This is a genomic window from Streptomyces sp. NPDC001904, from assembly GCF_040297005.1.
Taxonomy (GTDB): domain Bacteria; phylum Actinomycetota; class Actinomycetes; order Streptomycetales; family Streptomycetaceae; genus Streptomyces.
In genome coordinates this window covers 69999-88254 of the sequence record NZ_JBEOYI010000009.1, presented here as the reverse complement: position 1 = coordinate 88254, position 18256 = coordinate 69999, and the positions used below count along the sequence as shown (strand labels likewise).

The following is an 18256-nucleotide window of genomic DNA, read 5'->3' as shown; positions in this document are numbered from 1 at the left end:
CGTGCGGCCCTGGTACCTCGCGAGTTGGAAGTAGGTCGAGATTGCGATGAGCACTCGATGAGTACGCGATGAGTACGCCCATGAAGTAGCGACGGTCCGGCGTAACCCGGACCTAAAAGGAGCGAAGTGGCTAAGGTCCGGGTATACGAACTCGCCAAGGAGTTCGGTGTGGAGAGCAAGGTCGTCATGGCCAAGCTCCAAGAACTCGGTGAATTCGTACGTTCGGCGTCCTCGACGATCGAGGCGCCGGTTGTGCGCAAGTTGACTGACGCCCTGAACCAGGGCACCAACGGCGCGGGCAAGCCCGCGTCGAAGAAGGCCGCGCCCGCGAAGCCCGCGGCGCCGCGTCCCACCCCTTCCCCCGCGCAGGCCTCCAAGCCTGCCGCTCCGCGTCCGGGCCCGGCTGCGCCGAAGCCCGCCGCCGCGGAGAAGCCCGCCGCGACCCCCGCCCCCGCGGCGCCGGGCCCGCGGCCTACCCCGGGTCCGAAGCCGGCTCCCAAGCCCGCTTCTCCGGCCCCGGCAGCGCCCGAGTTCACGGCGCCGCCCGCCGCCCCGGCCGCCTCGTCGGCCCCGGCGCCGGCCGGCCCGCGTCCCGCCGGCCAGGGTGCCCGTCCGGGCGCCCCGAAGCCCGGTGGCCGTCCGGCCCCCGGTCAGCAGGACCGCGGTGACCGTGGTCAGGGCCGTGGCGACCGTCAGGGCGCCCCGCGCCCCGGTGGCCAGGGCGCGCGTCCCGGTGGTGCCCGTCCCGCGGGTCCCCGTCCGGGCAACAACCCCTTCACCTCTGGTGGCTCCACCGGCATGGCGCGCCCGCAGGCGCCCCGTCCGGGCGGCGCCCCGCGTCCCGGCGGCCAGGGTGCCCCGGGTGGCCCCCGCCCGCAGGGCGGCGGCCAGGGTGGTCCCCGTCCCCAGGGTCAGGGCGGCGCCCGTCCGACCCCGGGCGGCATGCCTCGCCCGCAGGGCGGCGCGGCCGGTGCCGGTGCGGGCGGTCCCCGTCCCGGCGGCGGCAACCGTCCGAACCCGGGCATGATGCCGCAGCGTCCCGCTGCCGGCCCGCGTCCCGGTGGTGGCCCCGGCGGTGGCCGTGGTCCCGGTGGCGGCGGTCGTCCCGGCGGTGGCGGCGGCGGTCGTCCCGGCTTCGCCGGTCGTCCCGGTGGCGGCGGCGGTGGCGGCGGTTTCGCCGGCCGTCCCGGTGGTCCCGGTGGCGGTGGCGGCGGTTTCGCCGGTCGTCCCGGTGGCGGCGGTGGCCGTCCCGGCTTCGGCGGTCGTCCCGGCGGTCCGGGTGGCCGTGGTGGCACGCAGGGTGCGTTCGGCCGTCCCGGCGGGCCCGCCCGTCGTGGCCGCAAGTCGAAGCGGCAGAGGCGCCAGGAGTACGAGGCCATGCAGGCCCCGTCGGTGGGCGGTGTCATGCTGCCTCGCGGCAACGGACAGTCCGTCCGTCTGTCGCGCGGTGCGTCGCTGACCGACTTCGCGGAGAAGATCGGCGCCAACCCGGCCTCGCTCGTCGCCGTGATGATGAACCTCGGCGAGATGGTCACTGCCACGCAGTCCGTCTCCGACGAGACGCTGAAGCTTCTCGCGGACGAGATGAACTACATCCTCGAGATCGTCAGCCCCGAGGAGGAGGACCGCGAGCTGCTCGAGTCCTTCGACATCGAGTTCGGCGAGGACGAGGGCGGCGAGGACATGCTCGTCTCGCGTCCGCCGGTCGTCACCGTCATGGGTCACGTCGACCACGGTAAGACCCGCCTGCTCGACACCATCCGCAAGACGAACGTCATCGCGGGTGAGGCCGGCGGCATCACGCAGCACATCGGTGCGTACCAGGTCACGACCGAGGTCAACGACGAAGACCGCAAGATCACCTTCATCGACACCCCGGGTCACGAGGCCTTCACCGCCATGCGTGCCCGTGGTGCGAAGTCGACCGACATCGCGATCCTCGTGGTCGCGGCCAACGACGGTGTCATGCCGCAGACGGTCGAGGCGCTCAACCACGCCAAGGCCGCCGAGGTCCCGATCGTCGTCGCGGTCAACAAGATCGACGTCGAGGGTGCCGACCCGACCAAGGTGCGCGGTCAGCTGACCGAGTACGGCCTGGTGGCCGAGGAGTACGGCGGCGACACCATGTTCGTCGACATCTCCGCCAAGCAGGGTCTGAACATCGACTCCCTGCTCGAGGCCGTGGTCCTGACCGCGGACGCCTCGCTCGACCTGCGGGCCAACCCGGAGCAGGACGCGCAGGGTATTGCGATCGAGTCGCACCTCGACAAGGGCCGCGGTGCCGTCTCGACGGTCCTGGTCCAGCGCGGCACGCTGCGCATCGGCGACACGATGGTGGTCGGCGACGCGTACGGCCGTGTCCGGGCGATGCTCGACGACAGCGGCAACAACGTCGAGGAAGCGGGTCCCTCGACCCCCGTCCTCGTGCTCGGTCTCACCAACGTCCCGGGTGCCGGCGACAACTTCCTGGTGGTCGACGAGGACCGTACGGCCCGTCAGATCGCCGAGAAGCGTGCCGCTCGCGAGCGCAACGCCAACTTCGCGCGCCGCGGCGTCCGGTTCTCCCTGGAGAACCTGGACGAGGCCCTCAAGGCCGGTCTGGTGCAGGAGCTCAACCTCATCATCAAGGGCGACGCGTCCGGTTCGGTGGAGGCTCTCGAGTCCTCGCTGCTCCAGCTCGACGTCGGTGAAGAGGTCGACATCCGTGTCCTGCACCGCGGTGTGGGTGCGGTCACCGAGTCCGACATCAACCTGGCGACCGGCTCCGACGCCATCGTCATCGGCTTCAACGTCCGGGCAGCCGGCCGTGCGCAGCAGATGGCGGAGCGCGAGGGCGTCGACGTCCGGTACTACTCGGTGATCTACCAGGCCATCGAGGAGATCGAGGCGGCCCTCAAGGGCATGCTCAAGCCGGAGTACGAAGAGGTCGAGCTGGGCACGGCGGAGATCCGCGAGGTCTTCAAGTCGTCCAAGCTGGGCAACATCGCCGGTGTGCTGGTCCGGTCCGGAGAGGTCAAGCGCAACACCAAGGCGCGCCTGCTGCGCGATGGCAAGGTCATCGCGGAGAACCTCAACATCTCCGGTCTGCGTCGCTTCAAGGACGACGTCACCGAGATCCGCGAAGGGTTCGAGGGCGGTATCAACCTCGGCAACTTCAACGACATCAAGGTCGACGACGTCATCGCGACGTACGAGATGCGCGAGAAGCCGCGCGTCTGACCGATGCGGTAAGCGATCGGGGCCGATCGGCGGGACTTATTTCCGTCGATCGGCCCCGGCCGTTGCGTGTACGGTTCCGGTGACGGTGTCCGGAACCGGCACCTCGACGAACCCGAACCGGCGGGACATCCGGAACACCTATGTACGTGGGGACTCTGTCCTTCGACCTGCTCCTCGGCGACGTCCACTCGCTGAAGGAAAAACGCTCCCTCGTCCGACCGATCGTGGCCGAACTCCAGCGCAAGTACGGAGTGAGCGCGGCGGAGACGGGGAACCAGGACCTCCACCGCAGGGCCGAGATCGGCCTCGCGGTGGTCTCCGGGGACACGGGACATCTCACCGATGTACTGGACCGCTGCGAGCGGCTCGTCGCCGGGCGGCCGGAGGTGGAACTGCTCTCGGTTCGACGCAGGCTCCACAGCGACGAAGACTGAAGCCTGAAGCAACAAGAAGTAAGCACTTAAAAGGAGACGGACCAGTGGCCGACAACGCGCGCGCCAAGAGGCTGGCGGACCTCATCCGAGAGGTGGTGGCCCAGAAGCTGCAGCGCGGGATCAAGGACCCGCGGCTCGGCACCCACGTCACCATCACGGACACCCGCGTCACCGGTGACCTGCGGGAGGCGACCGTCTTCTACACGGTGTACGGGGACGACGAGCAGCGGGCCGAGGTGGCCGCCGGTCTGGAGAGCGCCAAGGGCATCCTGCGCTCCGCGGTCGGAGCGGCGGCCGGCGTGAAGTTCACGCCGACCCTGACCTTCGTCGCGGACGCCCTGCCGGACAACGCCAAGACGATCGAGGACCTCCTCGACCGGGCGCGGTCCTCGGACGCCCAGGTGCGCGAGGCGTCCGCGGGCGCCTCGTTCGCCGGGGACGCCGACCCGTACAAGAAGCCCGAGGACGACGACACGGACACCGACAGCGCCGCCGCCGACAAGGACGGCGACGCCTGAGCATGTCCGACCGCACCCCTCCGCCCGACGGCCTGGTCATTGTCGACAAGCCGTCGGGCTTCACCTCGCACGACGTGGTGGCCAAGATGCGCGGGATCGCCAAGACCCGGCGCGTCGGCCACGCGGGCACCCTCGACCCGATGGCGACGGGTGTCCTGGTGCTCGGCATCGAGCGCGCCACCAAGCTCCTCGGCCATCTCGCGCTGACCGAGAAGGAGTACCTGGGCACGATCCGGCTCGGGCAGAACACGCTCACCGACGACGCGGAGGGCGAGATCATCTCGTCCACGGACGCCTCCGGGGTCCGGCGCGACGCCGTCGACGCGGGCATCGCCAAGCTGACCGGCGACATCATGCAGGTGCCGTCCAAGGTCAGCGCCATCAAGATCAACGGCGTACGTTCGTACAAGCGGGCGCGGGACGGCGAGGACTTCGAGATCCCGGCCCGGCCCGTGAAGATCTCCTCGTTCGCCGTGTACGACGTCCGGGACGCGGTCGCCGAGGACGGCACCCCGGTGCTCGACCTCGTGGTCTCCGTGGTCTGCTCGTCCGGTACGTACATCAGGGCGCTCGCCCGTGACCTGGGCGCCGGCCTCGGGGTCGGCGGGCACCTGACCGCGCTGCGCCGCACCCGCGTCGGCCCGTACAAGCTGGACCGGGCCAGGACGCTCGACCAGCTCCAGGAGTCCTTCGCCGTGATGCCGGTGGCCGAGGCCGCCGCTGCCGCCTTCCCGCGCTGGGACGTCGACGCCCGGCGCGCCGGGCTGCTGCTGAACGGTGTGCGGCTCGACGTGCCCGGGGAGTACGCGGGCGCCGGGCCGGTCGGGGTGTTCGACCAGGACGGCCGGTTCGTGGCCCTCATCGAGGAGTCGAAGGGCAAGGCGAAGAGCCTCGCCGTCTTCGGCTGAGTCCGTCTTCGGCTGAGCCCCTTTTCGGCTGATTCACCGCCGGGTTCTCCGGTGGAGCGGCGGTTGCCAGGTCTGCTTGGTGGCCGCCGCTCCACGTTCCCCCTCTCCAAGGTGTATCCGCCCGTCCCGCCGACTTCACCCCTTCGAGCAGGCGCTCGGAGTGAAGCGGGGGAGCGGAAGGGGGCGCGTTCGGGCCGTGTCCTGTCGGGCTGATCACCGCGCGCCTACCGTCGGACGGGACGGGGCGTGGCGGGAGGTTGCGGGCATGGTGGATCCGCCGCTGGTACGGATCTGTGATCTGGCCGGACGGCCGCGCGGAGCCGGGTTCGCGGCGGACGACCGAGGCACCGTCGTCACCAGTCATGAGGCGGTGGACGGCCTCGGCCGGGTGGTGCTGCACGCGCCGGACGGCTCGGGGACGTGTGTCGTGGGCCCCGAGGCGGTCGTGGAGCTTCCGGAGGCCGATCTCGCGCTCGTACGGACCGAGGGGCTCGGGATGGCGCCGGTGCCCGTGGCGGCGTCCGTGATGCCCACGGCGGGGGCGTACGTCAGGATCCCGGCGGGCGGCTGGCGCGAGGCCCGGGTGCTCGGGCACGCGGAGGTGAGCTATCCGGCGGCCGACCGCGTCCACGTCCTCGGAAGCGTCCTGGAGCTGGCGGTCGGGACGGCGGGGGCCGACGCGCTGCGGCCGGGTGGCGGCGCCGCGGGCGGGCCCGTCCTCGACGCCCGCACCGGCGCGGTCGTCGCCGTACTCGGTACGGCCCTCGATGCCGGGCACCCGGCGGCCGGGTTCGCGGTGCCGCTGCGCGTGGCGGCCGCCGCCGACCCGTGCGGTCCGCTCGCCGGGCTGCTCGCGCGCAACGCGGCGACGGTGCCCGCCTACGGCCCCGACCTCAATCTGGCGGGCGTGCTCCAGCTGGCCGCCGTCTCCGTGGGCAGCGACGGGCCGGGACCGGCCGGCGGTCCCGACCCGGTCGAACGGCCCGAAGTGGTGCGTGCGCTGGCGGAGTTCGAGCGCGGGACCGCTCCCGTCGTCGCCCTCGTGGGGGACCCGGGGAGCGGACGGACGACGGAGCTGGCCGGCCTCGCCGCGCGGCGGACCGACGCGCCCACGGTGTGGCTGCGCGGCGCCGATCTGCGCGGCGACGACGCCTCCGTCGCGGACGCGGTCGAGCGCGCCCTGGACCGGGCGAAGCGGATCGTGGCGGCGTCCCGCGAGGACGGCGCCCCGGGGGCTCTCTCGCCGGAGCGCTTCGCCACGGCGGCCCGCGCCGCGGGGCGCCCCGTGGTGCTGCTGCTCGACGGGCCCGAGGAGATGCATCCCGTCCTCGCCCACCGGCTCGCCGCCTGGTCGCGCGGTACCGAGCGGTGGCTCACCCGGTGCGGGGTGCGGCTGGTGGTGGCGTGCCGCGGGGAGTACTGGGAGCAGGCGGGGACGCTGTTCGGCGCGGGGGCGCTGTACGGGTCCGTGCGGCTGGACGATCTGACGGGGGAGCGGGCACGGCTCGCGCGGGAGCGGTTCGGGATCCCCCGGGGCGCGCTGGCGGACCGCGACGCCGGGCATCCGCTCGCGCTGCGGCTGCTCGGGGAGGTGCGGGCCGCCGTACCGGAGGGCGGCCCGGCCGGATGCCCCGACCGCGACGAGATCTTCTCCGCCCATCTGGACCTGATGTGCCTGCGGGTTGCGGTGCGGCTCGCGGCGCCCGCGGGAGTGCGGGGGAGCGGGGTGCGGCGGCTGGCGGCCCGGGTGTCGGGGCGGCTGCACGAGGCGGCGCGGCGCAGCCTGGGACCCGGGCAGGGGGACCTGGACCGGGAGACCTTCGAGGAACTGTTCCCGTGGGGAGTGCTGCACGGTGTCGCCGGATGGGCCTCCGCCGTCCTGGCGGAAGGGGTGCTGGTGCCGGCCGGGGCCGGCTACCGGTTCGCGCACGAGGAGGTCGCCGACTGGATCCAGGGCATGCATCTGGACCTCGACGCGGCGCTCGCGGCTCTGGTGTTCCGGCGGCAGGACGGCGACGGGGCCGTGCCGGTGCCGAGACATCGCGCGGGGCCCGTGGTGCGGGCGCTGCTGCTCGTGGGGCGGGAGCGCGGCGCCGGTGAACTGGGCGTACGGCTGCGCGAGTTGGCCGGTCGGGTCGTGCGCGGGCCCGCCCCGGACGACCGCGCCGAGGCGTCCTGGTGGGCCGCGCATCTGCTCGGCGGGGTGCTGCTGCGCGTCCCCGACGCCACCGTCCATCTGCCCGTGCTGGAGGACCTGGCCGGGCGCGGGGTGTTCGGGCCCGCGTTCTGGTGGGCGCTGCCCGTTGCCGACGAGGTGCGGTTCGAGCTGGTGCGGCGGCTCGTCGTGCACGATCCGGAGCCCGGCGCGGGGGAGCGGCACCTGGACGCCGTCGCCGACCGGCTCGCCGCCGAACCGGTGCGGGTGCAGCGGCAGTTGACCCGCTGGTTCGACGACGACCGGGTGCTGCCCGCGCTGCCGGACGCCACCGTCGCGACCGCCGCGCAGGCCCTGCTGCACACGCATCGGCACCTGGCCCTCGACGAGCTCGTCGAGGCCCTGGTGGACTGCGGGCATCCGCGTGCCGACGAACTGCTCGCCACCCTCGCCGACGAGGAGCCGTCGGCCGTGTGCCGGGCCGTCGACCGGTGGGCGCGCGACGAGCGGCCCGAGCGGCGGGTCGCGGCGGTCGCGTACGGGTTGCGGGTCGCTCCGCGGGTGGTTGTCGAGGGTGATCGGGGGGCTTTGCGGCGGGCCGCTCTCGCGCTGCTCGCGCGGCCGTCCGACAGTGCGTTGCACGGGGCGGCGCTTGCGTTGCTTCTGCGGGGCCCCTCCGGGGGTGCTGATCCGGCGGCTGCGGGGCGACGGGGCTTCTCGCGCAGTTCCCCGCGCTCTTAGGGCCGTCCGTCAGGTGCGGCTCGCGTCGTGGCTGGTCGCGCAGTTCCCCGCGCCCCCGAGATGCGCACTTCGTGCGGCATCTCATCGGGCGCTCGCCCCAGAGGCGCGGGGAACTGCGCGAGAAGCGGCCACCGGGCCGCGCGTGACGCACTACCCGCCGAGGTCGGGGCGGCGGCCCACCGGGGACGCGTACAGGTACAGCGCGGGGAGGACCGCCGCCGCGCACACCGTCCACAGCGCCGCATGCGTGCCCACGTACGTAGCCAGCAGACCGGCGGCGAGCGCGCCGAGCGGCAGCGCGCCCCAGGAGACGAAGCGCACCGTGGCCATCACCCGGGACAGCAGCTCGGGCGGCGACTGCGTCTGGCGGTAGGTGCGGGTGGTGATCGAGCCGATGACGGTGCCGAAGGCGAACCCGGCGTTGCCCAGGGCGAACCAGTACGCGTCCCCCGCGGACGTGGTCAGCGGCGCGAGCAGCAGCAGCGCGCCGCCCGTGAGATCGGCCGCGATGATCCCGCGCGCGGTGCCCAGGCGCCGGGTGACCCGGACCGCGACGGTGGCTCCGACGAGCGCCCCGGCCCCGTCCGCCGCGAGCACCAGGCCGAGCTGCACGGAGTTCAGCCCGGCCTCGCGGACCAGGTAGAGCGGGGTGAGGGCGACCAGGGCCGCGTTCAGGAAGTTGGCGGCCGTCGCCCAGACCGTGCAGGGCAGCATGACCGGGTGCCGGGTCACGTACCGCCAGCCCTCGCGCATCAGCCGCAACGCGCTCTCGCCGGTGCCGGGAGCGGGACGGCGTTCGGGCAGGGTCCGCAGCAGCACGGCCGAGGCCAGATAGCTGGCCGCGTCCACGACGAGCGCGCCGACCGGGCCCGCCGCGCTCACCAGCACCCCGCCGAGCGAGGGCCCGCCGGTCTCGGTGACGGCGTGCGTCCCGGACACCACGCTGTTGCGGGCGGCGAGCTGCCGGGCCGGTACGACGGCCGGCAGGAACGTCGAGTTGCCGATGTCGAACAGGACCGTCGCCGCGCCCGTGACCAGCGCCGCGGCGAGCAGATGCGCGTACGTCAGCGCGCCGAGCCACCACGCGAGCGGCAGTGAGCCGAGTGCGGCGAACCGGACGAGGTCGAGCCCGACCTGGAGGCGGCGCAGCGGCACCCGCTGCGCGACGACCCCGGCGGGCAGGCTGAGCAGCAGCCAGGACACCTGTCCCGCGGCGGCGAGCAGGGCGGACTCGAAGGCCGTGGCGTCCAGCACGGTCAGGGCGATCAGCGGCAGGGCGAGCGCGGTGACGGCGGTGCCCGCGTCGCTGATCGTGGCGGCCGTCCAGTACCGCCAGAAGACACCCGGTGGTGCTTCGGCCTTCTCGGCGCTGCTTCGTTCGAGGTCCGGGACCGTCTGCGTCTCGGTCATGTGCGGGTACGCCCTCCATGGGTCTCTTTTGGGAACTCACTGGATTCGAGTAAGTTCCTATCTGAAACTGACCTGATGGCGCAAGATGGTCGCGACGACGGAACGTCACAGGAGAGAGGCGGGAAACCATGGTCAGGACGGTGCCCGAGCGGGACGCGGCCTGTGCGATCGCGCAGGCCGCGTCCGTGGTCGGCGACTGGTGGAGCCTGCTCCTGATCCGCGAGACGGCGCGCGGCCACCACCGCTTCGACGCGCTCCAGGAAGAACTGGGCATCTCCCGCAAGGTCCTCACCGAACGCCTCGCACAGCTGGTGGACGCCGAGATCCTGGAGAAGGTCCCCTACCAGAGCGGCCCCGTCCGCCACGAGTACCGGCTCACCCCGAGCGGCCGGGGACTGCTGCCCGTCCTGCTGTCCATGCAGGACTGGGCGGACCGCTGGGTCTTCGGCGACGGCTCGCTCAGCGGCACCGCCGACGAGGAGAGCGAGCAGGCGCGGCGCGTGTCGGCCCTCGCCGGGGAGCGGCTGCCGCACCTCGAACTGCCCCGGCACCGCGACGGCGCCCCCCTCGACCCGGTCTCCGGGGCCGCGGCCACCGTCCTGTTCTGCTACCCGGCGACGGGCCGCCCGAGCCCGCTGCCGGAGGGCTGGGGCGACATCCCCGGCACCGTCGGCTGCACGCTGGAGAACCGGCTGTTCCGGGACGCGTACGACGACTTCCGGGCCGCGGGCGCCGAGGTGCGCGGCGTGAGCACCCAGCGCCCGGACGAACAGCGGATGTTCGCCGTCGAGGAGGGCATCCCCTTCGACCTGCTCTCGGACGTCGACCTGCGCCTCGCCGCCGCGCTGCGGCTGCCCGTCTTCCGGGCCGGTCAGGCGCTGCGCCTGAAGCGGGCCGTCCTCGTCGTGGACCGGGACCGGACGGTGCGGCACGTGCGCTTCCCGGTGACCGACATCCCGGACGCGGTGCGCGAGGCGCTGGCCGCGGCGCGCGCACTGGCCGCGTGACCTGCACCGGGTGGGCCGGGGAGAGGCGCGGACCCTCGGCATGGCACTCTTAGACCTGCGTATTCGGTAATGCGAGATGGGTTACGGAGATACGCGGACACAGAGATGAACCGTCGTACACAGGTTTGCGAGGAGCAATCACCGTGCAGCGCTGGCGTGGCTTGGAGGACATCCCCCAGGACTGGGGGCGCAGCGTCGTCACCATCGGCTCCTACGACGGCGTGCACCGCGGACACCAGCTGATCGTCGGCCGCGCCGTGGAGCGCGCCCGCGAGCTGGGCGTCCCCGCCGTCGTCGTCACCTTCGACCCGCACCCCAGCGAGGTCGTGCGGCCCGGCTCGCACCCGCCGCTGCTCGCGCCGCACCACCGGCGCGCCGAGCTGATGGCCGCGCTCGGCGTCGACGCGGTGCTGATCCTGCCGTTCACCACCGAGTTCTCGAAGCTGTCCCCGGCCGACTTCGTGGCCAAGGTGCTCGTCGACAAGCTGCACGCGCGCCTGGTCGTGGAGGGGCCCAACTTCCGGTTCGGGCACAAGGCCGCGGGCAATGTGGAGTTCCTCGCCGAGCAGGGTGCCACGTACGACTTCGAGGTCGAGGTCATCGACCTGAAGGTGAGCGGGAACGCCGGCGGCGGTGCCCCCTTCTCCTCCACGCTGACCCGCACCCTCGTCGCCGAGGGCGACGTGGAGGGCGCCGCCGAGATCCTGGGGCGGCCGCACCGGGTCGAGGGCGTCGTCGTGCGCGGCGCGCAGCGCGGCCGCGAGCTGGGCTTCCCGACGGCCAACGTGGAGACGCTGCCGCACACCGCGATCCCCGCCGACGGGGTCTACGCGGGCTGGCTGCACGTGAACGGCGAGGCGATGCCCGCCGCGATCTCCGTCGGCACCAACCCCCAGTTCGACGGCACCGAGCGGACCGTCGAGGCCTATGCCATCGACCGGGTCGGGCTCGACCTGTACGGGCTGCACGTCGCCGTGGACTTCCTCGCCTTCGTGCGCGGCATGTCGAAGTTCGACTCACTGGACCAGCTGGTCGAGGCCATCGCGAACGACGTGAAGCGGTCCCGGGAGCTCATCGAGGCGTCGGGCGACCCCGAGGCGTGATCCGCGCGGGGGCCCGTTCAGGGCCCCGCACGGTGGAGTGACGCAGGTCACATGCGAACCTGTCACATCCTCGTGGACCGCTCCGTCATAGGGGTGTCAGCACATACGGCACACCAAGGAGCCCACCATGGAACCCCGCCTCAACCTCTTCGCCAACCCGGCCCTCGGCAAGGCGCTCAAGCACATCATCGCGGCGGGCAAGTCCGTCGAGAACGCCGGGGTGCCGGGCGCCACGCACCAGCTCATGCTGATCCGCGCCAGCCAGATCAACGGCTGCGCGGGCTGCCTCGACATGCACACCAAGGACGCCGCCGCGGCCGGTGAGACGTCGGTCCGGATCAACCTGGTCGCGGGCTGGCGCGAGGCCAAGGTCTTCACCGAGGCCGAGAAGGCCGCCCTCGCCCTGACCGAGGCCGGCACCCGGATCGCCGACGGCGCCGGCGTCTCGGACGAGGTGTGGGCCAACGCCGCCAAGCACTACGACGAGGACCAGCTCGGCGCGCTCGTCGCGACGATCGCCGTGATCAACACCTTCAACAGGATCAACGTGATGACCCAGCAGCCCGCCGGCGACTACGAGCCCGGCATGTACAGCTGAGGCGACGACGCCCCACGGGCCCGGCTCCAGGAAGCCGGGCCCCAGCGCCCTAATCCGCCGCCACCTTGGCCGCCGCCCAGTGGCACGCCACCTGCGACGCGCCGCCGCCGGACAGCACCGGCAGATCCTCGGTGCGGCACTTGGCCGCGACCCCGGCACGCTCCGCCTCACCGCCCGCCAGGATCTGGCAGCGCGCGTGGAAGTGGCAGCCGCCCGGGATCCGGGACGGGTCCGGCGCCTCGCCCGTCAGCACCACCGGCTCGCCCGGCGCCTCCGGCAGCACCGACAACAGGGCCTGCGTGTACGGATGCTGAGGTGATGTCAGCACGTCCTCCACACGGCCCGTCTCGACGATCCGGCCGAGATACATCACCGCGACCCGGTCCGCGATGTTCCAGGCCAGGCCCAGGTCGTGCGTGACGACCAGCGCCGAAAGGCCCAGCTCCTGGCGGAGCTTGAGGATCAGCGCCAGGATCTCGCCGCGCACCGACGCGTCCAGGGACGCCACCGGCTCGTCGGCGACGATGAGTTCGGGCTCCAGGACCAGCGCGCCCGCGATCACCACCCGCTGGCGCTGACCGCCCGACAGCTCGTGCGGATAGCGCAGGAAGAACCGCTCGGGCGGGCGCAGACCCGCCCGCGACAGGGCGTCGGCCACCGCCGCGCGCTCGTCGCCCGGGTGCCCGTGGATGCGCAGTCCCTCCGCCACGGCCTCGTACACCGTGTGCCGGGGGTTGAGCGAGCCGCTGGGGTCCTGGAGGACCAGCTGGACGCGCTTGCGGTACGCCTTCAGCGCGCGCGAGGCGTAGTCCAGCGGCCTGCCCGCGAACGTGACCCGGCCCGACGTCGGCCTCTCCAGGCCGAGGAGGGTGCGCGCCAGGCTCGTCTTGCCGCAGCCCGACTCGCCGACGAGGGCGACGATCTCGCCCGGCGCGATGTCCAGGTCGACGCCGTCCACCGCCCGCGCCGCGGGGGCACCGCGCCGGCCGGGAAACGTCACCTGGAGCTGCTCGGCACTCAACAGAGACTCGGTCATGCGGTCTTGCTCCCTGCTTCGACGCCCTGTGCGGGCGAGCCGCCCGACTCCACGTGCACGCACGCCGCGCGCCTTCCGGGGCCCGCGTCCCGCAGCACCTGGTCCTCGCTCGCGCACACGTCGAGCGCGACCGGGCAGCGCGGGTGGAACGTACAGCCGGACGGCAGGGCCGCCGGGTCCGGCGGGTCGCCGGGCAGCCCGCGCGGCGCGAACCGGGACGCCGGGTCGCCGATCGTCGGGAACGCCGCCGACAGCGCCCGGCCGTAGGGGTGCACCGCGTTCTCGTAGACCTCGCCGGCCGGGCCCTCCTCGACGACGCGGCCCGCGTACATCACGGCGAGCCGGTCGCAGGTGTCGGAGAGGACCGCCAGGTCATGGCTGATCATGACGAGGCCGAGGTCCTGCTCGGACACCAACTGCTCGATGAGCCGCAGGATCTGGGCCTGGATCATCACGTCGAGCGCGGTCGTCGGCTCGTCCGCGACGATCAGTTCCGGGTCGCAGGCGAGCGCCATCGCGATCATCACGCGCTGGCGCTGACCGCCGGACAGCTCGTGCGGATAGGCCGCCGCGCGCGCCGCGGGCAGCCCCACGTGCTCCAGGAGTTCGGCGACCTTCTTCTTCGCCTCGTCCGGGGTGGTCTTCCGGTGCAGCAGGATGGGCTCGGCGATCTGGTCGCCGATGCGGTGCACGGCGTTCAGCGAGTGCATCGCGCCCTGGAAGACGATCGACGCCCCGGCCCACCGGACGGCCCGCAGCCGGCCCCACTTCATGGCGAGGACGTCCTCGCCGTTCAGCAGGATCTCGCCGGTGACCTTCGCGCTCGCCGGCAGCAGCCGCAGCAGGGCGAGCGCCAGCGTCGACTTGCCGCAGCCCGACTCGCCCGCGATGCCGAGCTTCTGCCCGGCCTCCACAGAGAGGTTCACCCCGCGGACTGCCCGGCCCCCGCCCGCGTACGTCACGTGGAGGTCGCGTACCTCGAGCAGCGTCATGAGCGCACCCCCAGCTTCGGGTTGAGGACGGATTCGACCGCGCGGCCGCACAGCGTGAAGGAGAGCGCCACGATGGCGATGGCGACGCCGGGCGGTGCCAGGTACCACCAGTCGCCCGCGCTGACCGCGCCCGCCTCGCGGGCGTCCTGGAGCATGCCGCCCCAGGAGGTGATCGTCGGATCGGACAGGCCGAGGAAGGCGAGCGTCGCCTCGGTCAGGATCGCCGAGGAGATGATCATCGTGGTCTGGGCGAGGACCAGCGGCATCACGTTCGGCAGTACGTGCCGCAGCATGATGTGACCGTGGCCGCCGCCCAGCGCCCGCGCCCGCTCGATGTACGGGCGGGACTCGACCGCGAGCGTCTGGGCGCGCACGAGCCGGGCCGTGGTCGGCCAGGTCGTCACCCCGATCGCGATGATGACGGTCCACATGGAGCGGTCCATCACCGTCGCGAGCGCGATCGCGAGGACCAGCGTCGGCATCACCAGGAACCAGTCGGTGACCCGCATCAGGACCGTCGAGTACCAGCCGTGGAAGTGCCCGGCGACGATCCCGACGACCGTGCCGATCGCCACGCACAGGAACGCGGCGAGCAGCCCGACGGTGAGCGACACGCGCGCCCCGTACACGAGCAGCGCGAGGACGCTGCGCCCGAACTGGTCGGTGCCCAGCGGGTAGTCGCCGCTCGGCCCGGCCAGCGGGGAGCCGTCGGCGTCGGTCACGGACTGCGAGTCGGCGCCGACCAGGACCGGCGCGAAGATCGCGATGAGCGCGATCAGGACGAGCAGGCCCAGGCCCCACAGTCCGCTCGTGTGGGAGCGGTACGAGGTCCAGAAGCGGGCCAGCGACTGGCGCTTGCGGGCGCGGGCGAGCGCGCGCGGGTTGGCCGCCTTGTCGGCGGCGGCGGTCGGCGTCGTCATCGTCCCACCCTCGGGTCGAGCAGCGGATAGAGGATGTCGGCGAGGGTGTTCGCCAGGATCACGGCGGTCGCGAAGACGAAGAACAGGCCCTGCACGAGCGGCAGATCGGGCACGGACAGGGCCGAGTAGAAGAGCCCGCCGAGGCCCGGCCAGGAGAACACCGTCTCGACGAGGATCTGTCCGGCGACGACGTGCCCGAGGTTCACGAACATCAGCGTGAACGTGGGCAGCATGGCGTTCGGCACCGCGTGCTTGCGGCGCACCGCGTCGTCCCGGAGTCCCTTGGCGCGCGCGGTCGTCAGATAGTCGCTGCCCATCTCGTCGAGCAGCGAGGAGCGCATGACGAGCAGCGTCTGCGCGTAGCCGACCGCGACCAGCGTGATCACCGGCAGGACCAGGTGGTGGGCGACGTCGATGACGTACGCGAAGCCGGTCTCGCCGCCCGATTCGAGGCCGCCGGTCGGGAACATGCCGGGGATCGGGCCGATGCCGACGGCGAAGACGATGATGAGGAGCAGGCCCAGCCAGAACGACGGGACCGAGTAGAGGGTCAGGGCGAACGCCGTGTTGAAGCGGTCGCTCCTCGACCCGTTGCGCCATGCGGTGCGCGTGCCCAGCCAGATGCCGAGCGCCGAGTACAGCACGTACGCCGTGCCGGTCAGCAGCAGCGTCGCCGGCAGCGCGTCCACGATCTTGTCGATGACGGGCGTGTGGTACTGGAACGAGATCCCGAAGTCGCCGGTCAGCGCGTCCCCGACGTAGCTCGTGAACTGCTTCCACATCGGCTGGTCGAGGCCGTACTGGTGGCGCAGGTTGGCCAGTTGCTCCGTGGAGACCTTGCGGCCGCCGGTCATCTGCTTGACCGGGTCGGACGGGATGAGGCGGAAGAGGAAGAAGCTGGTGACGAGGACGGCGAAGAGGGAGACCACGGCCCCCGCGATCTTCGCCGCCGCGTACTTCAGGTATTCCGTGGTGGTGCGGGCCCGGGGGCCGCGGGCGGCCGACAGCGGCCCGGCCGGGGAGGCCGGGTCGCCGTCGGGACCGTCCGCGGGCTGCACGAGCGCCGGAGTGCTGTCAGCTGTCATGGTTCACGTGTTCTCTGCTGGTCATGCGAACTCTCGTTGCTCGTGCGGGTGGTGAGGTCCGAGCGGGTACCGCTTACTCGCGCTCGTCGGCCGTCGTGCGGCGACGCCTCGTGAAGAGGATCCCGCCACCGATGACCACCAGGGCGGCGATCACGATGCCGATCACCACTCCGGTCGAGCCGGACGAGTCCGAACTCCCGCTGTCGGAGGACGACACCGGCTCGGCCGACCACCAGCTCCAGTAACCGTCCTGGCCGTAGATGTTGCCCGCGGCGGTCGGCATGGTCTCGATGGACTTGATCTGGTCGGTGCGGTAGGCCTCCACGGCGTTCGGATACGCCATGACGTTCATGTACCCCGAGTCGTACAGCCACGACTCCATCTGCTTGACGTACTCCGCGCGTTTGGCCGGGTCGTACTCGGCGAGCTGCTTGCCGTACAGGTCGTCGAACTTCTTGTCGCAGATGAAGTTGTCGGTCGCCGCGCTCTCCTTCGCCTTCGCGGGCAGCGCCGCGCAGGTGTGGATGCCGAGGACGAAGTCCGGGTCGGGGTTGACCGACCAGCCGTCGAACGCGAGGTCGTACTCACCGGCGTACCAGGGGACCGAGACGTCGTCGAGGCAGTCGACCTTCAGGCCGATGCCGATCTTGCCCCACCACTCCTTGAGGTACTTGCCGACCGCCTTGTCGTTCGGGTCGGTGGCGTGGCACAGGATGCGCAGGTTCAGCGCCTTGCCGTCCTTGCCGACGCGCTTGCCGTCCTTCAGCTTGTAGCCGGCCTCGTCGAGCAGCTTGCCCGCCGCGTCGGGATCGTAGGACAGCTTCTGGCTGTCCGACGGCGTCCAGAAGTAGTCCTTGAAGCGCGGCGGGATGTATCCGTCGCCCTGCACGGCGTGGCCCTGGAAGACCTTGTCGACGATGGTCTGGGTGTCGACCGAGCGGAAGAGCGCCTGACGGACCTTCTGGTCGAGCAGCGCCTTGTTGCCGTCGCCGAACTTCTTGCCGTCCTTGGTGCGCGCGCCGGGGTTGGTGGCGATCGCGTAGAAGCGGCGGCCGGGACCCTCGTTGACCTTGATGTTCTTCTCGCCCTTGAGCGAGGCGGCCTGAGCGGGCGTCAGGGCGGGCGAACCGGCGACGAAGGAGACCTCGCCCTTGCGCAGGGCGGCGACCGCGGCGTCCTGGTCCTTGTACGTCTTGAAGACGATCTCGTCGAACTGCGGCTTCTTCGACTTGCGCCAGAAGTCGGGGTTGCGCTTCAGCTTCACGTACTGGTCGGTCTTGTAGTCCGTGAGGATGAACGGCCCGTTGCCGACGATCGGGAACTTCTGGTCGTTGTTGAACTTCGAGTAGTCCTTGACGTCCTTCCACACGTGCTCGGGCACGATCGGGACGTCGAGCGAGGTCATCGTCGCCTGCGGCTTCTTCAGCTTGACGACCAGCTGGGTGTCGCTGGGGGCGGTGACCTTCTCGAAGTTGCCGACGAACGAACCGTTGGCGGTGGCCGCCGCGTCGTCCGTCATCATCTTGTTGAACGTGAAGGCCGCGTCGTGCGCGGTGGCCTTCTCACCGTCCGACCACTTCGAGTCGGAGCGGATGGTGTACGTCCAGGTCAGCTTGTCCGCGGACGGTTCCCACTTGGTCGCGAAGCCCGGGACGACGTGGTTGTCCTTCGGGTCGTAGTTGGTGGGGTAGTCGTACATCAACCGGAGGATGCTGGTACTGACCAGGCGCGTTGCCAGGAACGGGCTCAGCGAGTCGACGCTCTGCGCGAGCGCGACGGTGAGGACCTTCTTGCCGCCGTCGTCGGCCGCCTTCGCCTCGTGCGGCGCCGGGTTGAGCGGCGTGGCGAGGGCCGCGGTGAGGCTGAAGGCCGCGGCGCCGGCGGCGAGGAGAACCCGCACGCCGCTGCCGTTCGTTCTGTGGTGCTGATCGTGCGTATCTCGCTGAGCTTTCGTGGCCATGGGGCGGACACCTCGCGTCGTGACTCTCACAGCAGGCTGAATGAAGTGAGTGTCTATCAGCGGCTCTTGACGTGCGTCAACGGCAGGTGAACCCCATGTGGCCTGCGGAAATAACGAGTTGACCTGTATTTCACGCACATTGGTCAAGACCTCTGATGCTTTGCAGGCCA

The 18256-nt window shown here is 71.9% G+C and carries 14 protein-coding genes; 8 read left to right on the top strand and 6 right to left on the bottom strand.

Features of this window, described 5'->3' with window-relative positions:
• Positions 1-126: 126 nt before the first annotated feature.
• The 5 genes from infB to ABT127_RS17075 all read left to right on the top strand — a co-directional run bounded on the left by infB (position 127) and on the right by ABT127_RS17075 (position 7975).
• Complete coding sequence (gene infB / locus ABT127_RS17095) at positions 127-3219, top strand: translation initiation factor IF-2 (RefSeq protein WP_351450116.1); 3093 nt, start codon at positions 127-129, stop codon at positions 3217-3219.
• A gap of 140 nt (positions 3220-3359) precedes the next feature.
• Entirely contained in the window at positions 3360-3653 is a 294-nt protein-coding gene (locus tag ABT127_RS17090) for a DUF503 domain-containing protein (RefSeq protein WP_111667322.1), read from the top strand.
• A 44-nt stretch (positions 3654-3697) separates the two neighbouring features.
• A complete protein-coding gene (rbfA, locus tag ABT127_RS17085; RefSeq protein WP_351450113.1) occupies positions 3698-4171 on the top strand; it encodes a 30S ribosome-binding factor RbfA in 474 nt (157 codons plus the stop codon).
• Positions 4172-4173: 2 nt separating this feature from the next.
• Entirely contained in the window at positions 4174-5079 is a 906-nt protein-coding gene (gene truB, locus ABT127_RS17080) for a tRNA pseudouridine(55) synthase TruB (protein ID WP_351450110.1), read from the top strand.
• A 265-nt stretch (positions 5080-5344) separates the two neighbouring features.
• Positions 5345-7975, top strand: a complete 2631-nt coding sequence (locus ABT127_RS17075) for a trypsin-like peptidase domain-containing protein (RefSeq protein WP_502971719.1) — start codon at positions 5345-5347, stop codon at positions 7973-7975.
• 150 nt (positions 7976-8125) lie between these two features.
• Here ABT127_RS17075 and ABT127_RS17070 read toward each other — a convergent pair whose 3' ends face one another.
• Positions 8126-9385: an MFS transporter gene (locus ABT127_RS17070; RefSeq protein ID WP_351450107.1), complete on the bottom strand. Its 1260-nt coding sequence runs from the start codon at positions 9383-9385 to the stop codon at positions 8126-8128.
• A gap of 128 nt (positions 9386-9513) precedes the next feature.
• Between ABT127_RS17070 and ABT127_RS17065 the strand changes: the two genes are divergently transcribed.
• The 3 genes from ABT127_RS17065 to ABT127_RS17055 all read left to right on the top strand — a co-directional run bounded on the left by ABT127_RS17065 (position 9514) and on the right by ABT127_RS17055 (position 12093).
• Positions 9514-10392 carry a winged helix-turn-helix transcriptional regulator gene (locus tag ABT127_RS17065; RefSeq protein WP_351450105.1) on the top strand — a complete coding sequence of 293 codons (879 nt, stop codon included), beginning with the start codon at positions 9514-9516 and terminating at the stop codon, positions 10390-10392.
• 143 nt (positions 10393-10535) lie between these two features.
• Positions 10536-11495, top strand: coding sequence for a bifunctional riboflavin kinase/FAD synthetase (locus ABT127_RS17060; protein ID WP_351450102.1), 960 nt, complete (start codon positions 10536-10538; stop codon positions 11493-11495).
• 127 nt (positions 11496-11622) lie between these two features.
• The gene (locus ABT127_RS17055) at positions 11623-12093 is read left to right on the top strand and encodes a carboxymuconolactone decarboxylase family protein (RefSeq protein WP_351450099.1); all 471 of its coding nucleotides are present in this window, start codon (positions 11623-11625) and stop codon (positions 12091-12093) included.
• 49 nt (positions 12094-12142) lie between these two features.
• Here the strand turns inward: ABT127_RS17055 and ABT127_RS17050 are convergent, their stop codons facing one another.
• The 5 genes from ABT127_RS17050 to ABT127_RS17030 all read right to left on the bottom strand — a co-directional run bounded on the left by ABT127_RS17050 (position 12143) and on the right by ABT127_RS17030 (position 18086).
• Positions 12143-13129: an oligopeptide/dipeptide ABC transporter ATP-binding protein gene (locus ABT127_RS17050; RefSeq protein WP_351450096.1), complete on the bottom strand. Its 987-nt coding sequence runs from the start codon at positions 13127-13129 to the stop codon at positions 12143-12145.
• Positions 13126-14121 carry an ABC transporter ATP-binding protein gene (locus tag ABT127_RS17045; protein ID WP_351450093.1) on the bottom strand — a complete coding sequence of 332 codons (996 nt, stop codon included), beginning with the start codon at positions 14119-14121 and terminating at the stop codon, positions 13126-13128. Before ABT127_RS17045 ends, ABT127_RS17050 begins: the two co-directional genes overlap by 4 nt.
• Complete coding sequence (locus ABT127_RS17040) at positions 14118-15041, bottom strand: ABC transporter permease (protein WP_351450090.1); 924 nt, start codon at positions 15039-15041, stop codon at positions 14118-14120. The genes ABT127_RS17045 and ABT127_RS17040 overlap by 4 nt, the downstream gene beginning before the upstream one ends.
• Positions 15038-16126 (bottom strand): ABC transporter permease, encoded by a 1089-nt coding sequence (locus tag ABT127_RS17035; RefSeq protein WP_351450088.1) that lies wholly within the window; start codon positions 16124-16126, stop codon positions 15038-15040. Before ABT127_RS17035 ends, ABT127_RS17040 begins: the two co-directional genes overlap by 4 nt.
• Positions 16127-16199: 73 nt before the next feature.
• Positions 16200-18086: an ABC transporter substrate-binding protein gene (locus tag ABT127_RS17030; protein WP_351450085.1), complete on the bottom strand. Its 1887-nt coding sequence runs from the start codon at positions 18084-18086 to the stop codon at positions 16200-16202.
• Positions 18087-18256: the final 170 nt, after the last annotated feature.

Bases quoted from the DNA above. Each gene is read 5' to 3' on its own strand.
- ABT127_RS17090 (WP_111667322.1), top strand. From the start codon at position 3,360: ATGTACGTGGGGACTCTGTCCTTCGACCTGCTCCTCGGCGACGTCCAC.
- truB (WP_351450110.1), top strand. From the start codon at position 4,174: ATGTCCGACCGCACCCCTCCGCCCGACGGCCTGGTCATTGTCGACAAG.
- ABT127_RS17075 (WP_502971719.1), top strand. From the start codon at position 5,345: ATGGTGGATCCGCCGCTGGTACGGATCTGTGATCTGGCCGGACGGCCG.
- ABT127_RS17070 (WP_351450107.1), bottom strand. From the start codon at position 9,385: ATGACCGAGACGCAGACGGTCCCGGACCTCGAACGAAGCAGCGCCGAG.
- ABT127_RS17065 (WP_351450105.1), top strand. From the start codon at position 9,514: ATGGTCAGGACGGTGCCCGAGCGGGACGCGGCCTGTGCGATCGCGCAG.
- ABT127_RS17055 (WP_351450099.1), top strand. From the start codon at position 11,623: ATGGAACCCCGCCTCAACCTCTTCGCCAACCCGGCCCTCGGCAAGGCG.
- ABT127_RS17050 (WP_351450096.1), bottom strand. From the start codon at position 13,129: ATGACCGAGTCTCTGTTGAGTGCCGAGCAGCTCCAGGTGACGTTTCCC.
- ABT127_RS17045 (WP_351450093.1), bottom strand. From the start codon at position 14,121: ATGACGCTGCTCGAGGTACGCGACCTCCACGTGACGTACGCGGGCGGG.
- ABT127_RS17040 (WP_351450090.1), bottom strand. From the start codon at position 15,041: ATGACGACGCCGACCGCCGCCGCCGACAAGGCGGCCAACCCGCGCGCG.
- ABT127_RS17035 (WP_351450088.1), bottom strand. From the start codon at position 16,126: ATGACAGCTGACAGCACTCCGGCGCTCGTGCAGCCCGCGGACGGTCCC.
- ABT127_RS17030 (WP_351450085.1), bottom strand. From the start codon at position 18,086: ATGGCCACGAAAGCTCAGCGAGATACGCACGATCAGCACCACAGAACG.